General features: G+C 69.2%; 20 protein-coding genes and 1 pseudogene. 13 read left to right on the plus strand and 8 right to left on the minus strand.

Annotated features, from left to right (window positions below; all coding sequences use genetic code 11):
* Window positions 1-2: 2 nt before the first annotated feature.
* Both OG876_RS28940 and OG876_RS28945 read right to left on the minus strand, forming a co-directional pair.
* Window positions 3-785 carry a universal stress protein gene (locus OG876_RS28940; RefSeq protein WP_328519802.1) on the minus strand — a complete coding sequence of 261 codons (783 nt, stop codon included), beginning with the start codon at window positions 783-785 and terminating at the stop codon, window positions 3-5.
* Window positions 782-1,594, minus strand: coding sequence for a 2-oxo acid dehydrogenase subunit E2 (locus OG876_RS28945; RefSeq protein ID WP_328519803.1), 813 nt, complete (start codon window positions 1,592-1,594; stop codon window positions 782-784). The genes OG876_RS28940 and OG876_RS28945 overlap by 4 nt, the downstream gene beginning before the upstream one ends.
* A gap of 165 nt (window positions 1,595-1,759) precedes the next feature.
* Here OG876_RS28945 and OG876_RS28950 point away from each other — a divergent pair, with 165 nt between their 5' ends.
* Genes OG876_RS28950 through OG876_RS28960 form a run of 3 tightly spaced genes read left to right on the plus strand, consistent with a single transcriptional unit; the run spans window position 1,760 to window position 4,096 of the window.
* Window positions 1,760-2,083, plus strand: coding sequence for a DUF779 domain-containing protein (locus OG876_RS28950; RefSeq protein ID WP_328519804.1), 324 nt, complete (start codon window positions 1,760-1,762; stop codon window positions 2,081-2,083).
* A 10-nt stretch (window positions 2,084-2,093) separates the two neighbouring features.
* Window positions 2,094-3,107, plus strand: coding sequence for a zinc-dependent alcohol dehydrogenase (locus OG876_RS28955; protein WP_328519805.1), 1,014 nt, complete (start codon window positions 2,094-2,096; stop codon window positions 3,105-3,107).
* Window positions 3,108-3,127: 20 nt separating this feature from the next.
* Window positions 3,128-4,096 carry an Acg family FMN-binding oxidoreductase gene (locus tag OG876_RS28960; RefSeq protein WP_328519806.1) on the plus strand — a complete coding sequence of 323 codons (969 nt, stop codon included), beginning with the start codon at window positions 3,128-3,130 and terminating at the stop codon, window positions 4,094-4,096.
* Between the two features lie 41 nt (window positions 4,097-4,137).
* Here the strand turns inward: OG876_RS28960 and OG876_RS28965 are convergent, their stop codons facing one another.
* On the minus strand, window positions 4,138-4,437 hold the full coding sequence (locus OG876_RS28965) for a 2TM domain-containing protein (protein WP_328519807.1): 300 nt from the start codon (window positions 4,435-4,437) through the stop codon (window positions 4,138-4,140).
* A gap of 152 nt (window positions 4,438-4,589) precedes the next feature.
* On the opposite strand from OG876_RS28965, the gene OG876_RS28970 reads away from it, so the two are divergent.
* The 8 genes and pseudogenes from OG876_RS28970 (at window position 4,590) to OG876_RS29000 (ending at window position 13,055) form a co-directional block, all read left to right on the plus strand.
* Complete coding sequence (locus OG876_RS28970; protein WP_328519808.1) at window positions 4,590-6,014, plus strand: DUF4389 domain-containing protein; 1,425 nt, start codon at window positions 4,590-4,592, stop codon at window positions 6,012-6,014.
* Between the two features lie 33 nt (window positions 6,015-6,047).
* Window positions 6,048-7,055 (plus strand): type I glyceraldehyde-3-phosphate dehydrogenase, encoded by a 1,008-nt coding sequence (gene gap / locus OG876_RS28975; RefSeq protein ID WP_328519809.1) that lies wholly within the window; start codon window positions 6,048-6,050, stop codon window positions 7,053-7,055.
* A gap of 11 nt (window positions 7,056-7,066) precedes the next feature.
* On the plus strand, window positions 7,067-8,038 hold the full coding sequence (locus OG876_RS28980) for a PEP/pyruvate-binding domain-containing protein (protein WP_328519810.1): 972 nt from the start codon (window positions 7,067-7,069) through the stop codon (window positions 8,036-8,038).
* A gap of 13 nt (window positions 8,039-8,051) precedes the next feature.
* Window positions 8,052-8,897: a universal stress protein gene (locus OG876_RS28985; protein WP_328519811.1), complete on the plus strand. Its 846-nt coding sequence runs from the start codon at window positions 8,052-8,054 to the stop codon at window positions 8,895-8,897.
* Between the two features lie 88 nt (window positions 8,898-8,985).
* Window positions 8,986-9,621: pseudogene (locus tag OG876_RS44115) on the plus strand (FAD:protein FMN transferase); the annotation flags it as partial.
* Window positions 9,622-9,727: 106 nt separating this feature from the next.
* Window positions 9,728-10,384, plus strand: coding sequence for a response regulator transcription factor (locus OG876_RS28990; protein ID WP_328519812.1), 657 nt, complete (start codon window positions 9,728-9,730; stop codon window positions 10,382-10,384).
* Window positions 10,381-11,613: a sensor histidine kinase gene (locus OG876_RS28995; protein ID WP_328519813.1), complete on the plus strand. Its 1,233-nt coding sequence runs from the start codon at window positions 10,381-10,383 to the stop codon at window positions 11,611-11,613. The genes OG876_RS28990 and OG876_RS28995 overlap by 4 nt, the downstream gene beginning before the upstream one ends.
* Before the next feature lie 23 nt (window positions 11,614-11,636).
* Window positions 11,637-13,055 carry a ferredoxin reductase family protein gene (locus tag OG876_RS29000; RefSeq protein WP_328519814.1) on the plus strand — a complete coding sequence of 473 codons (1,419 nt, stop codon included), beginning with the start codon at window positions 11,637-11,639 and terminating at the stop codon, window positions 13,053-13,055.
* On the opposite strand, the gene OG876_RS29005 is transcribed toward OG876_RS29000, so the two are convergent.
* Entirely contained in the window at window positions 13,047-13,436 is a 390-nt protein-coding gene (locus OG876_RS29005; protein WP_328519815.1) for a hypothetical protein, read from the minus strand. The two genes, OG876_RS29000 and OG876_RS29005, sit on opposite strands and share 9 nt — an antisense overlap.
* 4 nt (window positions 13,437-13,440) lie before the next feature.
* Between OG876_RS29005 and OG876_RS29010 the strand changes: the two genes are divergently transcribed.
* Together OG876_RS29010 and OG876_RS29015 are read left to right on the plus strand one after the other, a co-directional pair.
* On the plus strand, window positions 13,441-13,722 hold the full coding sequence (locus OG876_RS29010; RefSeq protein WP_328519816.1) for an FMN-binding protein: 282 nt from the start codon (window positions 13,441-13,443) through the stop codon (window positions 13,720-13,722).
* Window positions 13,722-14,168, plus strand: coding sequence for an FMN-binding protein (locus tag OG876_RS29015; RefSeq protein ID WP_328519817.1), 447 nt, complete (start codon window positions 13,722-13,724; stop codon window positions 14,166-14,168). The genes OG876_RS29010 and OG876_RS29015 overlap by 1 nt, the downstream gene beginning before the upstream one ends.
* 63 nt (window positions 14,169-14,231) lie before the next feature.
* Here the strand turns inward: OG876_RS29015 and OG876_RS29020 are convergent, their stop codons facing one another.
* Genes OG876_RS29020 through OG876_RS29035 form a run of 4 tightly spaced genes read right to left on the minus strand, consistent with a single transcriptional unit; the run spans window position 14,232 to window position 16,664 of the window.
* On the minus strand, window positions 14,232-14,690 hold the full coding sequence (locus OG876_RS29020) for a DUF1579 family protein (RefSeq protein WP_328519818.1): 459 nt from the start codon (window positions 14,688-14,690) through the stop codon (window positions 14,232-14,234).
* 4 nt (window positions 14,691-14,694) lie between these two features.
* Complete coding sequence (locus OG876_RS29025) at window positions 14,695-15,093, minus strand: hypothetical protein (protein WP_328519819.1); 399 nt, start codon at window positions 15,091-15,093, stop codon at window positions 14,695-14,697.
* 3 nt (window positions 15,094-15,096) lie between these two features.
* Complete coding sequence (locus OG876_RS29030; protein WP_328519820.1) at window positions 15,097-15,900, minus strand: ABC transporter permease subunit; 804 nt, start codon at window positions 15,898-15,900, stop codon at window positions 15,097-15,099.
* Between the two features lie 5 nt (window positions 15,901-15,905).
* Window positions 15,906-16,664: an ABC transporter ATP-binding protein gene (locus tag OG876_RS29035; RefSeq protein WP_328519821.1), complete on the minus strand. Its 759-nt coding sequence runs from the start codon at window positions 16,662-16,664 to the stop codon at window positions 15,906-15,908.
* Window positions 16,665-16,676: the final 12 nt, after the last annotated feature.

Below are 16,676 nucleotides of genomic sequence, written 5' to 3' on the forward strand. Positions count from 1 at the left end.
GATCAGCCTCCGGTGATGGCGGCGGGGATGATGGCGACCGGGCAGATGGCGTGGTGGAGGACGGTTTGGCTGACCGAGCCGATGAGCATGCCGCTGAAGCCGCCGCGGCCGCGGGCGCCGAGGACGATCAGGTTTGCGTCGGCGGCCAGGCGGAGGATGTGTTCGGCGGGGTGGCCGGTGATCTGGATGAGTTCGGCGTCGTGACCACCGCGCGCGTGTACTGCGTCGTGGAGCTCGGCCTCTGTGATCCGGTGCAGCTCAGTGCCGGCGGGCTGGGCGGCGACGACGCGGACAGTGAGGTCGTGGCGCCGGGCGTAGTCCAGGCCGAAGTCGAGTGCGGTCTGGCTGGCGGATGAGCCGTCGTACCCGATGACCACTCGGATGCCGGCCTCAGAACCGAGATCCGGTCGTACGACGATCACCGGGCAGCGGGCGTTCGCGGCGAGGTCGAGGCCGGTTGAGCCGAGGAGTGCGCCGGCCATCAGGCCGAGGCCACGGCTGCCGATCACCACCAGCTTCGCGTCACCGGACGCCTTCCCCAGGATGGTGGATGGCGAGCCGTTCTCGATCCGCGGATCGACATCGACGGCCGGCGCGAGTTCGCGGGCCAAGGCGAGAGCCTTGGAGACGACGTCACCGGCCTCGGACGCGGAATCACCGGGCTGCATGGCATGGATCAACCGAAGCTGGGTGCGCAGCGAGGCGGCCTCGGCTATTGCCCACCTGATCGCGATCTGGTCGGCCGGCGACCCGTCGATGCCGGCCACGACTGGTTGGTGTCTCATGCTGATTTCCTTGCCGTCTCCGGCAGGCCGATCTCCTCGGTAGCCATGAGCAGACCGCGCAGGCGCGCGACGAACCGCGCGGCGGGCGCGCCGTCGACCACGTCGTGGTCGACGCTGATGGTCAGCTGCAGGAACTCATGCTCGACCAGCCGGCCCTGGAACAGAATGGGACGTCGCGTGATGCCGCCGATGACGACGCCGAGCGTGTGGAGCTGGAAGGCGATGCCCCAGCCGCCACCGGCGCCGAACATTCCGACCGCGGTCACGCCGATGGTTCCGGCCAGCGCCCGCTGGCGATGGGGTAAGCGGTGCAGCGCTCCGAGCAGCCGGATGCGCACGAAGCCAGGCAGGATCAGGTAGGCGTGTGCCCACGGTGCCTTCCGGACCGACGGGCTGAGGTGGGGATCCGCCTTGACGTCGCGGATCTCGCGGCTCAGGTCCTGCACCGTGCGGCTGCCGGCATCGCGCAGGACGTGCGTGAACGCGAACGAGCTACCGTCCAGCTCGACCTCGACCGGCAGGCCGACGTCGACCTGGTCGAAGATCACGTCCCGGCCGCGCAGGTCGCGGTACGCCTGGACGGTGGGGTCGGCGGCGACCGCACGAGCTACGCAGGCGATGACGAAAGCAGTGAACGAAAGATCCTCACCGGTCGTCTCCCGGTGCCGTCGCAACGCCCCGCGGGCCGAGGTCACGTCCACCTCGAACAGGCCGTGGATGGCGTGGCGGCGCTGGGCGGCCCGGCCGGCATCGATGACGAGCCGCCGGGCCCAGGGCACCGGCACGACCTTCGGGTGCAGCTGATGCACGGTCCACCTCCGGAGCCGATCTGCTTCGAGCATGGGCTGCACGCGCCGCCTTCCGCATCGGCCGATCGGTCCGCGCGGACGGGCCTTTCGGCCCTACGTGGCCGGACCGAGTTGCGGTTCGCTCGAAGGTGTATCGACTCATCGAGGTAAGGATCGGAGGATCCGATGCCCACCGTCCGTATCACGGCCACTGCGGCTGCGCGCCAGGCGATCCGTCACCTGAGCGCCGGTCGTGGCGCTCCAGTGCTGATCGTCCAGTCCAGCGGTTGCAGTACGCCGATGTGCTACCCGGATGGCGAGTTCCTGATCGACCCTGGGGACGTGCTTCTCGGCGAGATCGAGGGCAGCCCGTTCTACCTCGACCGGCGGCAAGCCTGGGGCGAAGCCACGGTCGAGCTTGACGTCGAGCCCGGTGGACCGGAGGGGTTCTCCCTCCCGGCCGGGCTCAGCGGCCATTTCGTCACCCGATCCACAACCTGTGCAACCTGAAAGGACGACCATGAAGGCAGCAGTTGTCACCGACTTCTCCGCACCGCTGGAGATCCGGGAGGTGCCGATTCCCGAGCCCGGACCAGGAGACGTCCTCATCCGGATGGAGACCAGTGGGCTGTGCCACACCGACATCCACGCGGCGCACGGGGACTGGCCGGTCAAGCCGACCCCGCCGTTCATCCCGGGCCACGAGGGCATCGGTGTGGTGGTGGAGCTGGGCGCCGGAGTCACCGAACGGGCAGTGGGCGACCGGATCGCGATCGCCTGGCTCGGGTACGCGTGTGGCAAGTGCCGGTACTGCATCGGCGGCTGGGAGACCCTGTGCCTGGAGCAACGAAACTCCGGCTACTCGGTCAACGGCAGCTTCGCCGAGTACGCCGTACTCCCGGCGGCCTTCGCGACACCCGTGCCCGACGGGATCTCCTCGCATGATGCCGCACCGCTGACGTGCGCCGGAGTCACGACGTACAAGGCGATCAAGGTCGCCGGTGTCGCGCCGGCCGAGACGGTTGCGATCTTCGGTGTCGGCGGGCTTGGGCACCTCGCCCTCCAGTACGCGCGGATCGCCGGCGGCATCACCATCGGCGTCGACATCGAGGACTCCAAGCTGGAGATGGCCACCGAACTCGGTGCGGACCACGTGGTGAACGCGGTGAAGACCGACCCGGTCGAGGCGATCCAGGCACTCGGCGGCGCCGACGTCGCGGTCGCCCTCGCGGCGAACCCGCAGTCGTTCGACCAGGCCTTCCGGTCGCTGCGTCGCGGCGGGCGGCTCGTCTGCGTGGCATTGCCCGCTGACAACGGAGCCCTGAAGTTGCCGATCTTCGACACCGTGCTGAACGCCAAGACCGTGATCGGCTCGATCGTTGGCACGCGCAACGATCTGGCCGACGTGTTCGCCCTGCACGCCGCCGGCCGGACGCGGGTCATCGCCGTCGACCGCAAGCTCGACGAGGTGAACCAGTCCATCGCCGACGTCCTGGCCGGTGACGTCCCGGCCCGAGTCGTCTTCCAGTTCTGACATCCACGGAGATGATCGCGATGGAGGAGACGGTCCGGCTGACGGACGCGGACAGGGATGCGATGCTGCGGGCCGCGGTAGCGGCGCCGTCGATGCACAACACCCAGCCGTGGCGGTTCCGGTTCGCAGGGCGGACGGTCGAGGTGCACCGGGATCGCGCGCGTGAACTTCCGGCGGAGGATCCGTCGCGGCGGATGCTGTATGTGTCGCTGGGTGCGTCGATCTTCAATCTGCGGGTTGCTGCGGCGGCCCTCGGGATGGGCTCGGCAGTTCGTCACCTGATGGAGCAGCGCCGCCCGGATCTCGTCGCGGTGGTGGAGCTCGATGCGCCGCTATCCGGGGAGATGGCCGGACTGGCACCGTACCTCTCGGAACGCCGGACGAACCGGGAGCCGTTCAGCGATGTGCGGGTTCCGGATCAGATCCGTGCGGAACTCGGGCTGAGTGCGCGGGTCGAGGGCGCAGTGCTGCAATGGATTGATCGGCCGCCGATGCAGTGGTGGTTGCGGATGGCAACGACTGACGCGATGACCGCGGACGACCAGAGTCGCGGGCGGACGGCGGAGCGGCGCCGGTGGGTCGGGGGCGACCGGGCGGACGACGGCGTGCCGTCGAGCGCGCTCGGGCCGCGGGTCGCGGGCGGCGATCCGGTCGTCCGTGATCTGGCCGCCACCGGGGCCGACGAGCTGCGGCCGGTGGCGGACTTCGAGCGTGCACCACAGTTCGCCGTACTGGCGACCCGGTACGACGGACCGATCGAGTGGCTCCGCGCCGGCCAGGCACTGGAGCGCGTGCTGCTCGAGGCGACCGCGCACAGTGTCTCGACGTCCCTGCTCAATCAGGTGATCGAGCACGAGGGCCTCCGGTGGCAGATCAACGATCCGCTCGGTCCCTGGCAGCGCCCCCAGGCCGTGATCCGCTTCGGATACGGTCCCCCCGTCCCACCGACTCCCCGCCGCCCGATCGCCGACGTCCTGATCCGCGACTGACGGCCTGCTCCGAGATCGGAGCAGGCCTTGCCGGAGTGTCGTCACTTGCGGCGTGCGATGCGGTCCATCGCGGCCTGGACCGCGGTCTCGCTCGGTTGCGGCCAGAACACGTCCCACGCGTGGAAGACGATGCCGATGCCCCAGCCGAACATCGGGAAGGCGGGCCAGAAGAATCCCGCACCGGTCAGGTACCAGATGACCACCAGGAAGGTGTTCACCGTCAGGTAGGCGAGGACGTGTCCCGCGAGGTCGTGCCGCTTGCGGAGATCCTCGACCGCCTGCTTGCGCAGCGTCTCGTCGTTGTCGGCCGGAAGGGGCCGATCGACGACCTTCTCGTCCATGACTGCCTCCTTGCTCATCACTTTCCACCGTCTGCCGGTTGCGGTCGTCCGGTCAGGGCAGCAAGGCGCGTCCTCAGCGGGACCTTCGGCTCTGCTGACCTCGCTGCGACGGATCGACGCTGGCAGTGAGGGACGAATGACAGGAGGACGTGATGAGTACGACGACGTACCCCGTCCGCGTGGACGGGGCGATGGACGAAGGGCTGAATCGCTGGCTGTGGCTGGTGAAGTGGGTGCTGGTGATCCCGCATCTGTTCGTGCTGGCGGTGCTGTGGATCGGGTTCGTCCTGCTGAGCTTCGTGGCGTTCTTCGCCATCCTGTTCACCGGGCGCTACCCGCGCGGGATCTTCGACTTCAACGTCGGAGTCCTGCGATGGACCTGGCGAGTCCAGTTCTACGCGTATGGCGCACTGGGCACCGACAAGTACCCGCCGTTCACCCTGGAGGACGTGCCCGATTACCCGGCGCATCTGGAGATCGCGTATCCGGAGCACCTGTCGCGCGGTCTGGTGCTGGTCAAGTGGTGGCTGCTCGCGATTCCGCACTACCTCGTGGTCGGATTCTTCCTGGGCGGCGGGACCTGGTTCGCCCTGCAGACGGACAGGCAGGGCTGGGGCTCCGGTCTGGTTGGCCTGCTGGTGCTGATCGGCGCTGTGGTCTTGTTGTTCACCGGACGCTTTCCGCGTCCTGTCTTCGACCTGGTGCTGGGCATGGACCGTTGGGCATTGCGGGTCGCGGCGTACGCCGGACTGATGGTCGACCAGTACCCGCCGTTCCGCCTGGACATGGGCGGTGACGACCCGAGCACCACCAGACTGGACGAGCCGCACCCGGGGCTCTTACCACCGCCGCGGCGCGAACCCGAGCAGCGGATGTCGGCCGGGCGGACCGTTGCGTTGATCGTCGGCGTCCTGGTGACGCTGGCGTCGCTGCTGGGGCTCACCGTTGGGGGAGCGATGGCCTGGCTGGATCAGGCGCGCCGTGATTCCGCCGGCTTCGTGACCTCGGACAAGGTGACGTTGAGCACGACCGGCTACGCACTGACAAGTGAACAGCTGACGATCCACGCTGGAGCCGCGACAGTGCCGCACCGGTGGTTCGGTGATGCCCGGGTGCGCGTGGAGACGGTCAGCGGCGGCCCGGTGTTCGTGGGCCTCTCGTCCGTGACCGACGTACGCCGGTACCTGGCCGGGGTCGAATACACGACAGTGAAAGCCGTCGGCCCGAACACCACGACGTACGCCGATCATGCCGGCACGGCGCCGGCAGCAGTGCCCACCGACCTGAAGATCTGGCGGGTCCAAGCGGCCGGTCCGGGTGAGCAGACGATCACCTGGCCGATCGAGAACGGCGACTGGACGCTGGTGGTGATGGCGGCGGACGGCAGCAGGGACCTGAGCGTGCGCGCCGACGTCGGCGCCACCGCACCCGCGCTGCAGTGGGTGTGGATCGCGATCCTGACGAGTTCGGGTGTCTTCCTCCTGCTCGGCACGCTGACCGTCGTACTGGCGGTCGTCCGGCAGCCGAAGCCGGGACCTTCGACTCTGCAGGCGACCCCCGGCTCACGGGTCGAATGAGAGTGACGGAAACAACCGGCTGAAGGGTCGATCATGAGCGTACGGGTTGGGATCAACGGGTTCGGGCGGATCGGGCGGGACTACCTGCGCTGCGTGCTCGAGCGGACGTCGAGCGGCATCGAGGTGGTCGCGATCAACGACGTCGCTGCGCCCGCGACACTCGCGCACCTGCTGCGCTACGACTCGACCTACGGACCGTTGAAGGAAGAGGTCGGCTACACCGACGACACGATCACGGTCGGCGGCCGCACGCTTCGTGCGACCGCCGAGCGTGACCCCGCGCGCCTGGACTGGGCTGCGGTCGGGGCCGACATCGTGATCGAGTCGACCGGCAAGTTCCGGACCCGCGAGGCCGCCGGCGCGCATCTGACCGCGGGCGCTCGCAAGGTGATCCTGTCGGTGCCCGGCAAGGATGTCGACGTGACCGTCGTACTCGGCGTCAACGAGGACGACTACGACCCGGCGGTACACCACGTGATCTCGAACGCCTCGTGTACGACGAACTGCGTCGCGCCGATGGTGTCCGTACTGCACCGGGCCTTCGGCATCGAGCGTGGACTGATGACGACAATCCACAGTTACACCAACGACCAGGTGCTGCTGGACTCGCCGCACAAGGATCTGCGCCGCGGGCGTTCCGGCGCCACGAACCTGATCCCGACGAGCACCGGCGCGGCCCGTGCGGTCGGCCTGGTCATCCCTGAGCTGGCCGGGAAGATCGACGGCGTCGCGGTGCGCGTCCCGGTCGAGGACGGCTCCCTGACCGACCTGACGGTGCAGCTGTCCGAGGCCGTCACCGTCGAACAGGTGAACCAGGTCTTCGCGGACGCCGCGGCCGGACCGCTGAAGGGGATCCTGCGCTACACCACGGATCCGATCGTGTCCCACGACATCATCGGCGACCCGGCGTCCTGCATCTTCGACGCCCAGCTCACGCAGGTCCAGGACCGCTTGGTCAAGGTCTTCGGTTGGTACGACAACGAGTGGGGCTACACGAGCCGCCTGGTCGACATGACCGAGCTCGTCGCCGGTTCGCTGTGACAGGAGGAGCAATGAACAGCGAGAGAGTCGTCTGGCTTCAGGGCGACGCAGATCCACAACAGGTCGGCGTGAAGAACGCTCGCTTGGCCGAGCTGACGAACGAGGGAATCCGGATTCCGGAGGGCTTCGCGGTGACCGCTTCGGCGTACCACGAGTTCGTCCGCGAAGCCCGGCTCGCCCCGGTCATCGCCCAGGAGCTCCGCAGATACCGCGCCGGCCGGGACCTGGTCGTGGTCGCCGCCGCGATCCGCGCCGCCTTCCGGGACGCATCGTTGCCGTCGGCCCTGACCGACGAGATCCTCGCCGGCTACGAGGAGCTGGGTGGGGACGGGACGGAGGTCGCGGTCCGCAGCAGTCCGATCGACCCGCAGGACGACGTCGCCGACAAGACCTTCCTGCATCTGCGCAGCGGAGCTGACGTGCTCGCCGCCTGCCGGCGCTGCTTCGCGTCGCTGTTCAGTGCCGTTGCCGTCGGCAACCGTGAGCACCGCGGACCGGACCACCGGGGGGCCGCTATGCCGGTGACCGTGCAACGGATGGTGCGCGCGGACCTGGGGAGCTCCGGCACGGTCCGCGGCGAGAGCACCTTCGTGCGGATCCTGGCCACGTGGGGTCTGGGTGAACCGTGCGCCGACGATCCCGACCAGTACTCCGTTCACCCTGGCGCGCGTCCGATGATCGTCAAGCACCGCGGCGCCAAGCGAACCAAGACCGTGTACGCCGGACTCCGCGGCACGCAGGCGGTTCCGACCACACCGCAGGAGCGCTCCGGCCTGGTGCTGACCGACAACGACATCCAGGAGCTCGCCGGCTGGTCGGTTGCCGCCGACAAGCACTTCAAGCGGCCGATGGAACTCGAATGGGCCAAGGACGGTCGCTGCGGCGAGCTCTACCTGGTCGAGGTCCGCCGACGGGTGATGCCGACGGTGACCATCTTCGTCGACGGGCCGAAGCAAGTCCTCGTCCAGCAGCCGAGTCACTGAGGAGAACAGATCGATGGACAAGTACATTCTCGTGGGCGTCGACGACACGCCAGAGAGCCAGCGCGCGCTGCACTGGGCTGTCGAGGCGGCCGAGGGGCGCGGCGCGGCGGTGCGGGTGGTCCGGGCCTATCTGAACGAGCTGAGCCGGTGGCCGGCGCTCGGTGTCGAGGGCTACGTTCCGCCGCCGATGCCGCTGGACAAGTACCAGGGCGAGGTCGAAGCCGCGGTGCAGTACGCGCGGGACCGGCTCGGCTACGAGTGCGGCTCCGGATGGCTCGCGAACAACGATCCGGCGCACGCTATCCTCACCGAGGCCGGGGACGCCGACGTGGTGGTGGTCGGGACCAGATCGCGGAACAAGATGTCGGCCGTAGTGCTCGGTTCGGTGGCGACGTCGGTCGCGGCGAAGGCCCCGTGCCCGGTGGTCGTGGTACGCGGTGAGCGCCGTACCGGACCGGTGGTCGTGGGCACCGACGGCTCGGCGCAGTCCGACGAGGCACTGGCCTTCGGTTTCGAAGAGGCCGCCCGGACAGGGCAGCCACTGAAGGTCGTGTACTGCTGGCATCCGCAGGATCAGCATGCCGATTCGATCGAGAACACCCAAGGACTGCTGAAGAACTGGCTGGCCGAGAGCCTCGCGCCGTACCTGGACAAGTACCCGACTGTGCGGGCGCAGGCCCTGGTGATCGAGGGCCGGGCAGGCGCACAGCTCGTCGAACTGTCAGCGACAGCGTCGCTGGTGGTGGTCGGTTCCCGTGGCCGCGGGGGTGTCGCCGGCCTGCTGCTGGGATCCGTCAGCCAGAGCCTCCTGCACCACGCAGAGTCGCCCGTCGCCATCGTGCGCCGGCGCGAGGACTGATGATCCGCCCGGCTCCTGCCGGGACGCTCTATTAGGAGCGTCGTACCGTTGCCGCATGGTGTCGCGGCGGAGCTGGGTCGAGCAGATCATGGGTCTGCCGGTCAGCGTTCTCGCGCGCGGGGAGCAGGCGGACTCCGCGCGGGCGGACGCGGCGGTGCGGGAGGTCTTCGCTGAGTTGGTCGAGGTCGATCGAGTGTTCTCGCCGTACAAGTCCGACAGCGCGGTCAGTCTGCTGGCGCGTGGAGAGGTGGGCTGGGACGACGTGGACCCGGTTGTGCGGGCGGTCGCCGAGCGGTGCGACCGCGCCCGCGAGTTGACCGGCGGGCTGTTCGATCCGGAGCTGCCCGGTGGCGGGTGGGATCCCTCGGGGCTAGTGAAAGGCTGGGCGGTCGAGCGGGCCGGCGAGCGACTGCGGGAGGTCTCCGACCTGGATTGGTGCCTGAACGCCGGGGGCGACGTACTGGTGCTGTGCCCGAGCAACCGTCCGTTCACCGTCGGAATCCAGGATCCGCGCGACCCCGGGCGGGTGATCACCAGCGTCGCCCGAATCGATGGAGCCGTGGCAACGAGCGGTACGGCGGCCCGAGGTGCGCACCTATACGACCCACGGACCGGGGAGCCGGCGGTGTCCCGATGGCTGTCGGTCTCGGTGAGCGGTCCGTCACTGGAGTACGCCGATGTCCTCGCCACGGCCGCGTTCGTCGCAGCGGAGGAGTGGTCGGCTGTGCTCACGGCGCTGCCCGGGTACGAAGGACTGGGATCCTTGCTGATGGCAACCTGTTCGCGACACCCGGCTGGCCCGCGGTCGGATCGAGGGCACAATGACGCCCATGAGACAGATCCTGCTGATCGAGGACGACGCCGATCTCGCCGGACTGCTCGACCGGGTGCTCGCCGACGAGGGGTACGCCGTGACCCGCGCGGGCGACGGTCAGACCGGACTGCACCTGGCGTTGACGCGGTCGTTCGAGGCGATGATCGTCGACCGTGGCCTGCCCGCTGTCGAAGGCCTGGACCTGATCGCCAGGCTGCGCAGCCGCGGCGTCGTCACACCGATCCTGGTGCTGTCGGCGCGGAACAGCACCGAGGACCGGGTCGAAGGCCTGGACGCCGGCGCCGAGGACTATCTGGCGAAGCCGTTCGAGCTCACGGAGTTGCTCGCGCGGCTGCGGGCCCTGCTGCGGCGCCACCTCGATCACGCCGGCCAGCTGGCGGTTCCGGGTGGTTCGCTGGATCTCGCCACCCGCACAGTGCGACAGGCGGGCGGTGGCACGGTGGAGCTGTCCGAGCGCGAGGCGGCCTTGCTGGCGCTGCTGGCGGCGAGGCCCGGTGTCGTGTTCAGTCGTGGTGAGCTCCTCGACCGGGTGTTCGACGACGCGGAGTCGGAGACCGTGGTCGACACATATGTGCATTACTGCCGGCGGAAGCTCGGGCGTGGAGTGATCAGCACCGTCCGCGGACTCGGCTACCGGCTGGGCAGTTCATGAGCGGCCGGCCGATCGGTGACGAGGTCCTCGTCCGCCGAGCCGCTCGTGGCGTTGCCGTCCAGGTCGCGGCGCTGGTCGCGGTGGCGATGCTGCTGTTGATCGCTCTGGTCACGATCGTCGTGGTCCGCGGTCAAGCGGGTGCCGCCGACGATCTGCTCCGGTCGGCGATCGCGACGGCCGATGACGTCGGTGATCCGCCGGCCGGCACCTGGCTGGCCATCACCGGCCCGGCCGGTACGACGGTCACGCCGGGGCTGCCGGACGAACTCCTTCCCCAACTGGCCGCGATGCGCAACGGAGCCGACGGGCAGGTCCGGTTGACCACAGTGGAGAACGATGACGGTGAGTACCGCATCGCCACCGGGATCACCAAGGGAAAGCCGGTCCAGGCTGTGCTCGATCTGGCGACGGCGCATCAGGAGCGCGCCCGCCTGCTCCAGGCGATGGGATTCGCGTCGGCGCTCGGTCTGTTGTTCGCCGGGCTGCTGGGCGTCCTGATCGGCCGTCGCGCAGTCCGGCCGTTGGCCCAGGCGCTCACCCTGCAGCGGACGTTCGTGGCCGATGCGGGCCATGAGTTGCGCACACCGCTGACGTTGCTGAGCACGCGGGCCCAGGTTCTCGACCGCGCCTTGCGCCGCAACAGCTCGAGCGACGAGATCCTGCGCGACTCCGACGGCGTCGTCCAGGACACGAAGCGACTCGGCGAGGTGGTCGACGACCTGCTCGCCGCCGCCGACCCGCGGGGTGCCGAGGGCCACGAGCCGGTCGATCTCGCCCAGGTCGCGGAGGACGTCGTGGCCAGCGCGGGAGCCCACGCCCAGCAGGCCGGCGTGCGGCTGCGGTGGCATGCGGACGAGGGCAACCTGCTGGTCCTCGGCGCGGCCAGCGCGATCCGCCGCGCGACCATCGCGCTGGTCGACAACGCGATCGACCACACACCAGGAGACGGCGAGGTGCGGATCGCCGTACGGCGGCATCGACGGGAGGTGATCCTGGCCGTCAGCGACACCGGTCCCGGGATCGGGCCGGAGGAGGCGCAACGGGTGCTGCGCCGGTTCGACACGGGTGGTCATCGTGCGGGCCGGGCGCATTACGGCCTGGGCCTCGCGCTCACCCACGATGTCGCGAACCGGCATGGCGGGCAGCTCCGGCTGGCGCCGAGTGAGGTCGGGGCGACGTTCGAGCTGGTCCTGCCCGCGATCGAGAATCCTGGTCAAAGGAAGGCCTAAGAATCCGCGGGCATCGTCGGAGCATGACGAACCGCGGTGCTGCCCAGGCGACGAGCCGGCATCGCACCGTGCATCTCCGGCGGCGGTCTCGTACGCCGGTCTGGTGGCGCGACGCCATCGGCGTCCTGTGCTGGGGCAGCGTGCTGGTGGTGATCGCCCTCTGGTTGTCCGGGCGCGGTGTCCAGCTGCTCGCGGCCGGACCGGCCGATGTGCTCACGTCCCTCGGCCGATTGTCCGGCCTGGTGGCCGCGAACCTGTTGCTGGTGCAGGTGTTCCTGATGGCCCGGGTGCCGATGATCGAGCGCAGCTACGGCCAGGACGAGCTGGCCCGCAGGCACCGGCTGGTCGGCTTCTGGTCGTTCAACCTGCTGATGGTCCACGTCGCCTTGATCCTCGGGGGATACACGCTCCGGGATCACAACGATCTCCTGCACGAGACATGGACCGTCGTCACGACGTACGGCGGAATGCTCCTCGCGGTCGCGGGAAGTATCGCGTTGACGATCGTCGTCGTCACCTCGGTCCGGGTGGCTCGCCGGGCGCTGCGCTACGAGTCGTGGCACCTGCTGCACCTGTACGCGTACGTCGGGGTGGGGCTGTCCGTGCCGCACGAGATCTGGACCGGCGCGGACTTCACGACGTCGGCGGTGGCGCGCGCGTACTGGTGGTCGGCGTACGCTGTCGCACTCGCCGCGATCCTGGTCTACCGCGTGGCGTTGCCGGTCTGGCGGACACTTCGGCATGGCCTCACTGTGCGGGAGGTCATCCGCGAGGGTCCGGGCGTGGTGACGGTCACGCTGGCCGGTCGGGGCCTGCATCGGATGCCGGTCCAGGCGGGTCAGTACTTCGTCTTCCGGTTCCTCGACGGCCCGGGATGGTCCCGCGGTAATCCGTACTCGTTGTCGGCCTCGCCTGCACCCGACCGCCTGCGGGTGACTGCCAAGGCGGCCGGCGACGGGAGCAGCCGGCTGGCCGGGTTGCGGCCGGGGACCAAGGTCGCGATCGAAGGTCCGTACGGGCGGCTGACGGGCGAGCGGCGGGTCACCCGCAAGGTGGCGATGTTCGCCTGCGGCATCGGCATCACACCGCTGCGGGCCTTGCTGGAGGAGCTCTCGTACGAACCAGGCGATGCCGTCCTGGTCTATCGCGCGCACGATGTCGACGACCTGGTGTTCCGTGATGAGCTCGACCAGCTGGCCCAGCGCCGCGGCGTCACCGTGAACTACGTGCTCGGCCGGCGGATCCGGAACCGGCAGTCCTGGCTGCCGGAGAGCGCCGCGGCGTGGACCGACGAGGACGCGATGCAGCAGCTCGTCCCCGGCATCAGCCAGTACGACGTCTACGTCTGCGGACCTGATCAGTGGATGGACGCGGTGTGCGCGGCGGCCACCGGAATCGGTCTGCCGCCGAACCAGCTGCATCAGGAGCGGTTCTCATGGTGAGAGGAGTACGTGCGTGAGGCGCGGGATCAAATTGGTCATGTCGGCGGCGACCCTGGTGGTCGTCGGCGTGGCGTTGCGGGCGAGCGCGCAGCCGTCGGCCGAGGTGGCGTCGTCCGCTCCGGCGGGACGGTCCCGGCACGTGCCGACTCGTCCGACGCCGCTGCCTCCGAACCGGTCGGGGACCCGAACGGCCCCGCCGAGCCGACCGAGTCCCACCGACGACGCTTCGGGCCGCCCAAGCCCTTCCGCTACCGGCTCGGGAGCCACCGCGACCCACCCAGGCTCCACCGCGACCCGCCCTGGCTCCACCGCGACCAGCCCGGGCTCTAGCGCGACACGCCCGAGCGCCTCGCCGACGCGCTCGAGTCCCTCGAAGGCCACGTCGGTGACCGTAGCCGGTGATCTGGTCCAGACGCAGTACGGGCCGGTGCAGGTCGAGATCACTATGCGGAGCGGGCAGATCATCCGGGCCCGCGCACTAGCGCGGCCGAGCGGGGACGGGCAGACCGACGCGATCAACAGCTACGCGATACCGCAGCTGATCCAGGAGACGCTGGCCGCGCAGAGCGCGCGGATCGACACCGTGTCCGGCGCGACCTTCACTTCCGGGGGATACCGGCAGTCGCTGCAGTCGGCGCTCGACGGGGCACATCGGGCCGGTGCCTGATGAGGACCCACTCGGAGCGGCTGCGACGCAACGCGGCGGTCGTCGGAGCGACCGGAGTACTGCTCGGCCTGCTGTTCCTGTACCCGACGAGCACGAACCGGACTGACTCTCCCTCCGCAACCGCGGCCAAGCCCGGGGTGGTCAGCACTGGACCGTCGAGTGGTGTCCTCACGGTGAACGGCACGTCGGCCGGCACCCGGTACGGCCCGGTCCAGGTCCGCGTCACGATCCGTTCGCACCGCCTGGTCGCCGTGACCGCACTCGTCTATCCGTCGTCGGGAGGCCGCGACCAGGAGATCAGCGCGTATGCGCTGCCACAACTCGAGCACGAGGCGATCGCGGCCCAGAGCGCACAGATCGACACCGTGTCAGGCGCGACCTTCACCTCGGACGGCTACCGCCGCTCACTGCAGTCCGCCCTGGACGCAGCCCACCTACAGGGCTGAAGCCCTCACGAACCGCCCGCCAGCGAGGCAGTTGAGTGATGGGCGGCGGGATCCGGACCTCGTTCATTCGATGGGGGTGCAGAGGTAGCGTTCGATGAGGTTGAAGGGGGCGCCTTGGATGGAGACCTCATTGCGCCAGGTGAGGGTGTTGTCGTCGGCGAGGTGCCAGGAGAGGCGGAGGCGGACGGGTGGGCGTCCGATGCTCTCGAAGGTGAGCAGGTCGCCGTTGATCCGGCCGGACAGGAGTTCCAGGTGGCCGTAGTTGTCGGCGACCGAGGCGCGGTACTCGCCGGCCTGTGGATCCCAGCCGGCGACCCAGTGCAGTTGCCAGTGGAGGACGAAGGTCCCGTCGGTGAGGAACTGGTCCTGCTGGTAGTCGCCGACGATCCACAGTCCGTTCTGGATGGTGTGGTGGCGGCCTTCACCGGTCGCGGTCATGGCGGGGCTGCCGGGTCCCATGGCGCCGGCCTGGATGGTGCCGGTCCAGCGCACATCGCGATGGAACCGGGCGAGCTGGGCCATCTCGTCACCGGGCTGTACCGGCAGCGGAACTCGTGTTACCGGGGTCGATGTCATCGCGTGCCTCCCGAGATGTGAAGGTGAGGTGTTCGGCGAGCTGGACGGACCACACGGCGAGCGTGGTCGCGACGGCGACGGTCAGGAAGAGGGTCGATGGAGATACGGCGAGGGCCAGGGTGCCGGCGGCGACCGCGGTGACACCGAGGATGGTGGTCAGCCAGCTGATGGCGTCCGGCCGCTCGCTGTCGGAGCAGACGATGATGATCGCCCCGCCCAGCATCAGCGTCGCGCAGGTCATCCCACGGATGGTGAGGAAGTTGCTGGAGGCAAGGAACAGCAGGTAGAGCATCACCAGTACGGCGATCAGGGTCGTGGCCACGAGGTCGCGGCGGCGGAGCGTGGGCATGGCTCAGCCGCCATGCGCGGTCGAGATGTCGCGGCCGTCGAGGGCGGGGAGGGCGATCGCGACGAGGAAGGCTGTGCCGGCCAGGAGCCAGAGGTAGCTGAGTTGGAGGCCGGCACCGAGCGGTCCACCGTTGAAAGCCTGGTGGATGGGAGAGTAGGGCTGCCACGACTCGAAGCGCGGCAGGACGAGTCCGGCGGCGTAGACGACGTACGCGGCGGTGGCGGCGGCCGAGGCGATGCCGACCGCGGCGGTGCGGCGCCCGGTGAGTGCGCCGGCGGCCAGGGCCAGTACGCCGTACTCCACGCCGAGCAACGTCATCGCGAGGGCGCCACTCGCGGCGGCGGGAACGCTGATGCCGAGGCCGAAGATCAGGCTGCCGAGCGTGGTGGCGACGAACAGCGCGAACCCGAGGACGGTGATCGACAGTGCCAGTGCGAGCGCCTTGTCGACGATGATGCGGAAGCCGGAAACGGGAGTGACCAGAAGCAACTCGAGGGTCCCGCGTTCCTCTTCGCCGGCAATGGTGCGGGCGCCGTGGGCGATGCCGTAGACCAGGAACAGTCCGGGCAGCATCAGCGTGAACAACTCGGCGTTGAGGAAACCTGCGCCAGTGGTCATCGCGTCGAGGTTGAAGAACTTGCGCAGTTGCTCCGGGAACGACTGATACAGCTCGGTCAGATTCGGCATGTCCCGGACCGACGGCCACAGAGCACTCTCGAGGAGCACGAGCGCCACGATCGCGATCGACCAGCCGATCAGGCCGCGGCGGGCGTCGTACATGGACTTCAGGAAGACGTTGCGGAACATGGCGCTCACTCCCCGCCGGTGCAGTAGTCGAGGAACGCGGCCTCCAGGTCGGACGGTGGGGTGCCTGCGAAGGTGAGGTCGAGGCTGCGGGCGCTGTCGCGCAGTGCTTGCACGGACTGCGTGGTCACCAGCCGGCCGGCTCGCAGGATCGCGACGGTGTCGGCGACGGCGTCGACCTCGGACAGGACGTGCGAGGAGAGGAAGACGGTCCGGCCGGCATCGCGGGTCTCGCGCAGTAGGTCGCGGAACTCGCGCTGCATGAGCGGGTCCAGTCCGCTCGTGGGCTCGTCCAGGATCAGCAGGTCCGGGTCGTGCATGAAGGCCCGGACGATGCCGACCTTCTGCCGGTTGCCGCGGGACAACGCGCCGATCCGGACACCGAGGTCGAGGTCGAACCGCTTGGCCAGGAGTTCGATCCGCTCGCGGTCGACACCGCCGTACAGGTGGGCGAAGTAGTCGAGGTACCGCGCGCCGGTGAGATCCGGGTAGGCAACGAAGTCCCCGGGCAGATAGCCGATCCGCCGCTGGATAACGTCGTACTGGTCGTTGGCGTCGAACCCGAAGACGACCGCCGAGCCGGACGTCGGGCGGATCAGCCCGGCGAGCAGCCGGATCGTGGTGGTCTTGCCGGCGCCGTTCGGCCCCAGATAGCCGAGGATGACGCCCGCCGGGACGTCCAGGTCGAGCCCGTCGAGCGCGGTCCGGCGGCCGAACCGCTTGGTCAGTCGCCGTGCCTTGATGACGATGTCCCCATTGACTGTCATGGCAACGAATCC

Origin of the sequence: Kribbella sp. NBC_00359 (genome assembly GCF_036097425.1) — a bacterium.
Taxonomy (GTDB): Bacteria; Actinomycetota; Actinomycetes; order Propionibacteriales; family Kribbellaceae; genus Kribbella.

What these genes read in the sequence shown, in the direction of transcription:
- OG876_RS28940 (WP_328519802.1), bottom strand. Translation starts at nt 785, where the DNA reads ATGAGACACCAACCAGTCGTGGCCGGCATCGACGGGTCGCCGGCCGAC.
- OG876_RS28950 (WP_328519804.1), top strand. Translation starts at nt 1,760, where the DNA reads ATGCCCACCGTCCGTATCACGGCCACTGCGGCTGCGCGCCAGGCGATC.
- OG876_RS28955 (WP_328519805.1), top strand. Translation starts at nt 2,094, where the DNA reads ATGAAGGCAGCAGTTGTCACCGACTTCTCCGCACCGCTGGAGATCCGG.
- OG876_RS28960 (WP_328519806.1), top strand. Translation starts at nt 3,128, where the DNA reads ATGGAGGAGACGGTCCGGCTGACGGACGCGGACAGGGATGCGATGCTG.
- OG876_RS28965 (WP_328519807.1), bottom strand. Translation starts at nt 4,437, where the DNA reads ATGGACGAGAAGGTCGTCGATCGGCCCCTTCCGGCCGACAACGACGAG.
- OG876_RS28970 (WP_328519808.1), top strand. Translation starts at nt 4,590, where the DNA reads ATGAGTACGACGACGTACCCCGTCCGCGTGGACGGGGCGATGGACGAA.
- gap (WP_328519809.1), top strand. Translation starts at nt 6,048, where the DNA reads ATGAGCGTACGGGTTGGGATCAACGGGTTCGGGCGGATCGGGCGGGAC.
- OG876_RS28980 (WP_328519810.1), top strand. Translation starts at nt 7,067, where the DNA reads ATGAACAGCGAGAGAGTCGTCTGGCTTCAGGGCGACGCAGATCCACAA.
- OG876_RS28985 (WP_328519811.1), top strand. Translation starts at nt 8,052, where the DNA reads ATGGACAAGTACATTCTCGTGGGCGTCGACGACACGCCAGAGAGCCAG.
- OG876_RS28990 (WP_328519812.1), top strand. Translation starts at nt 9,728, where the DNA reads ATGAGACAGATCCTGCTGATCGAGGACGACGCCGATCTCGCCGGACTG.
- OG876_RS28995 (WP_328519813.1), top strand. Translation starts at nt 10,381, where the DNA reads ATGAGCGGCCGGCCGATCGGTGACGAGGTCCTCGTCCGCCGAGCCGCT.
- OG876_RS29000 (WP_328519814.1), top strand. Translation starts at nt 11,637, where the DNA reads ATGACGAACCGCGGTGCTGCCCAGGCGACGAGCCGGCATCGCACCGTG.
- OG876_RS29015 (WP_328519817.1), top strand. Translation starts at nt 13,722, where the DNA reads ATGAGGACCCACTCGGAGCGGCTGCGACGCAACGCGGCGGTCGTCGGA.
- OG876_RS29020 (WP_328519818.1), bottom strand. Translation starts at nt 14,690, where the DNA reads ATGGCCCAGCTCGCCCGGTTCCATCGCGATGTGCGCTGGACCGGCACC.
- OG876_RS29025 (WP_328519819.1), bottom strand. Translation starts at nt 15,093, where the DNA reads ATGCCCACGCTCCGCCGCCGCGACCTCGTGGCCACGACCCTGATCGCC.
- OG876_RS29030 (WP_328519820.1), bottom strand. Translation starts at nt 15,900, where the DNA reads ATGTTCCGCAACGTCTTCCTGAAGTCCATGTACGACGCCCGCCGCGGC.
- OG876_RS29035 (WP_328519821.1), bottom strand. Translation starts at nt 16,664, where the DNA reads ATGACAGTCAATGGGGACATCGTCATCAAGGCACGGCGACTGACCAAG.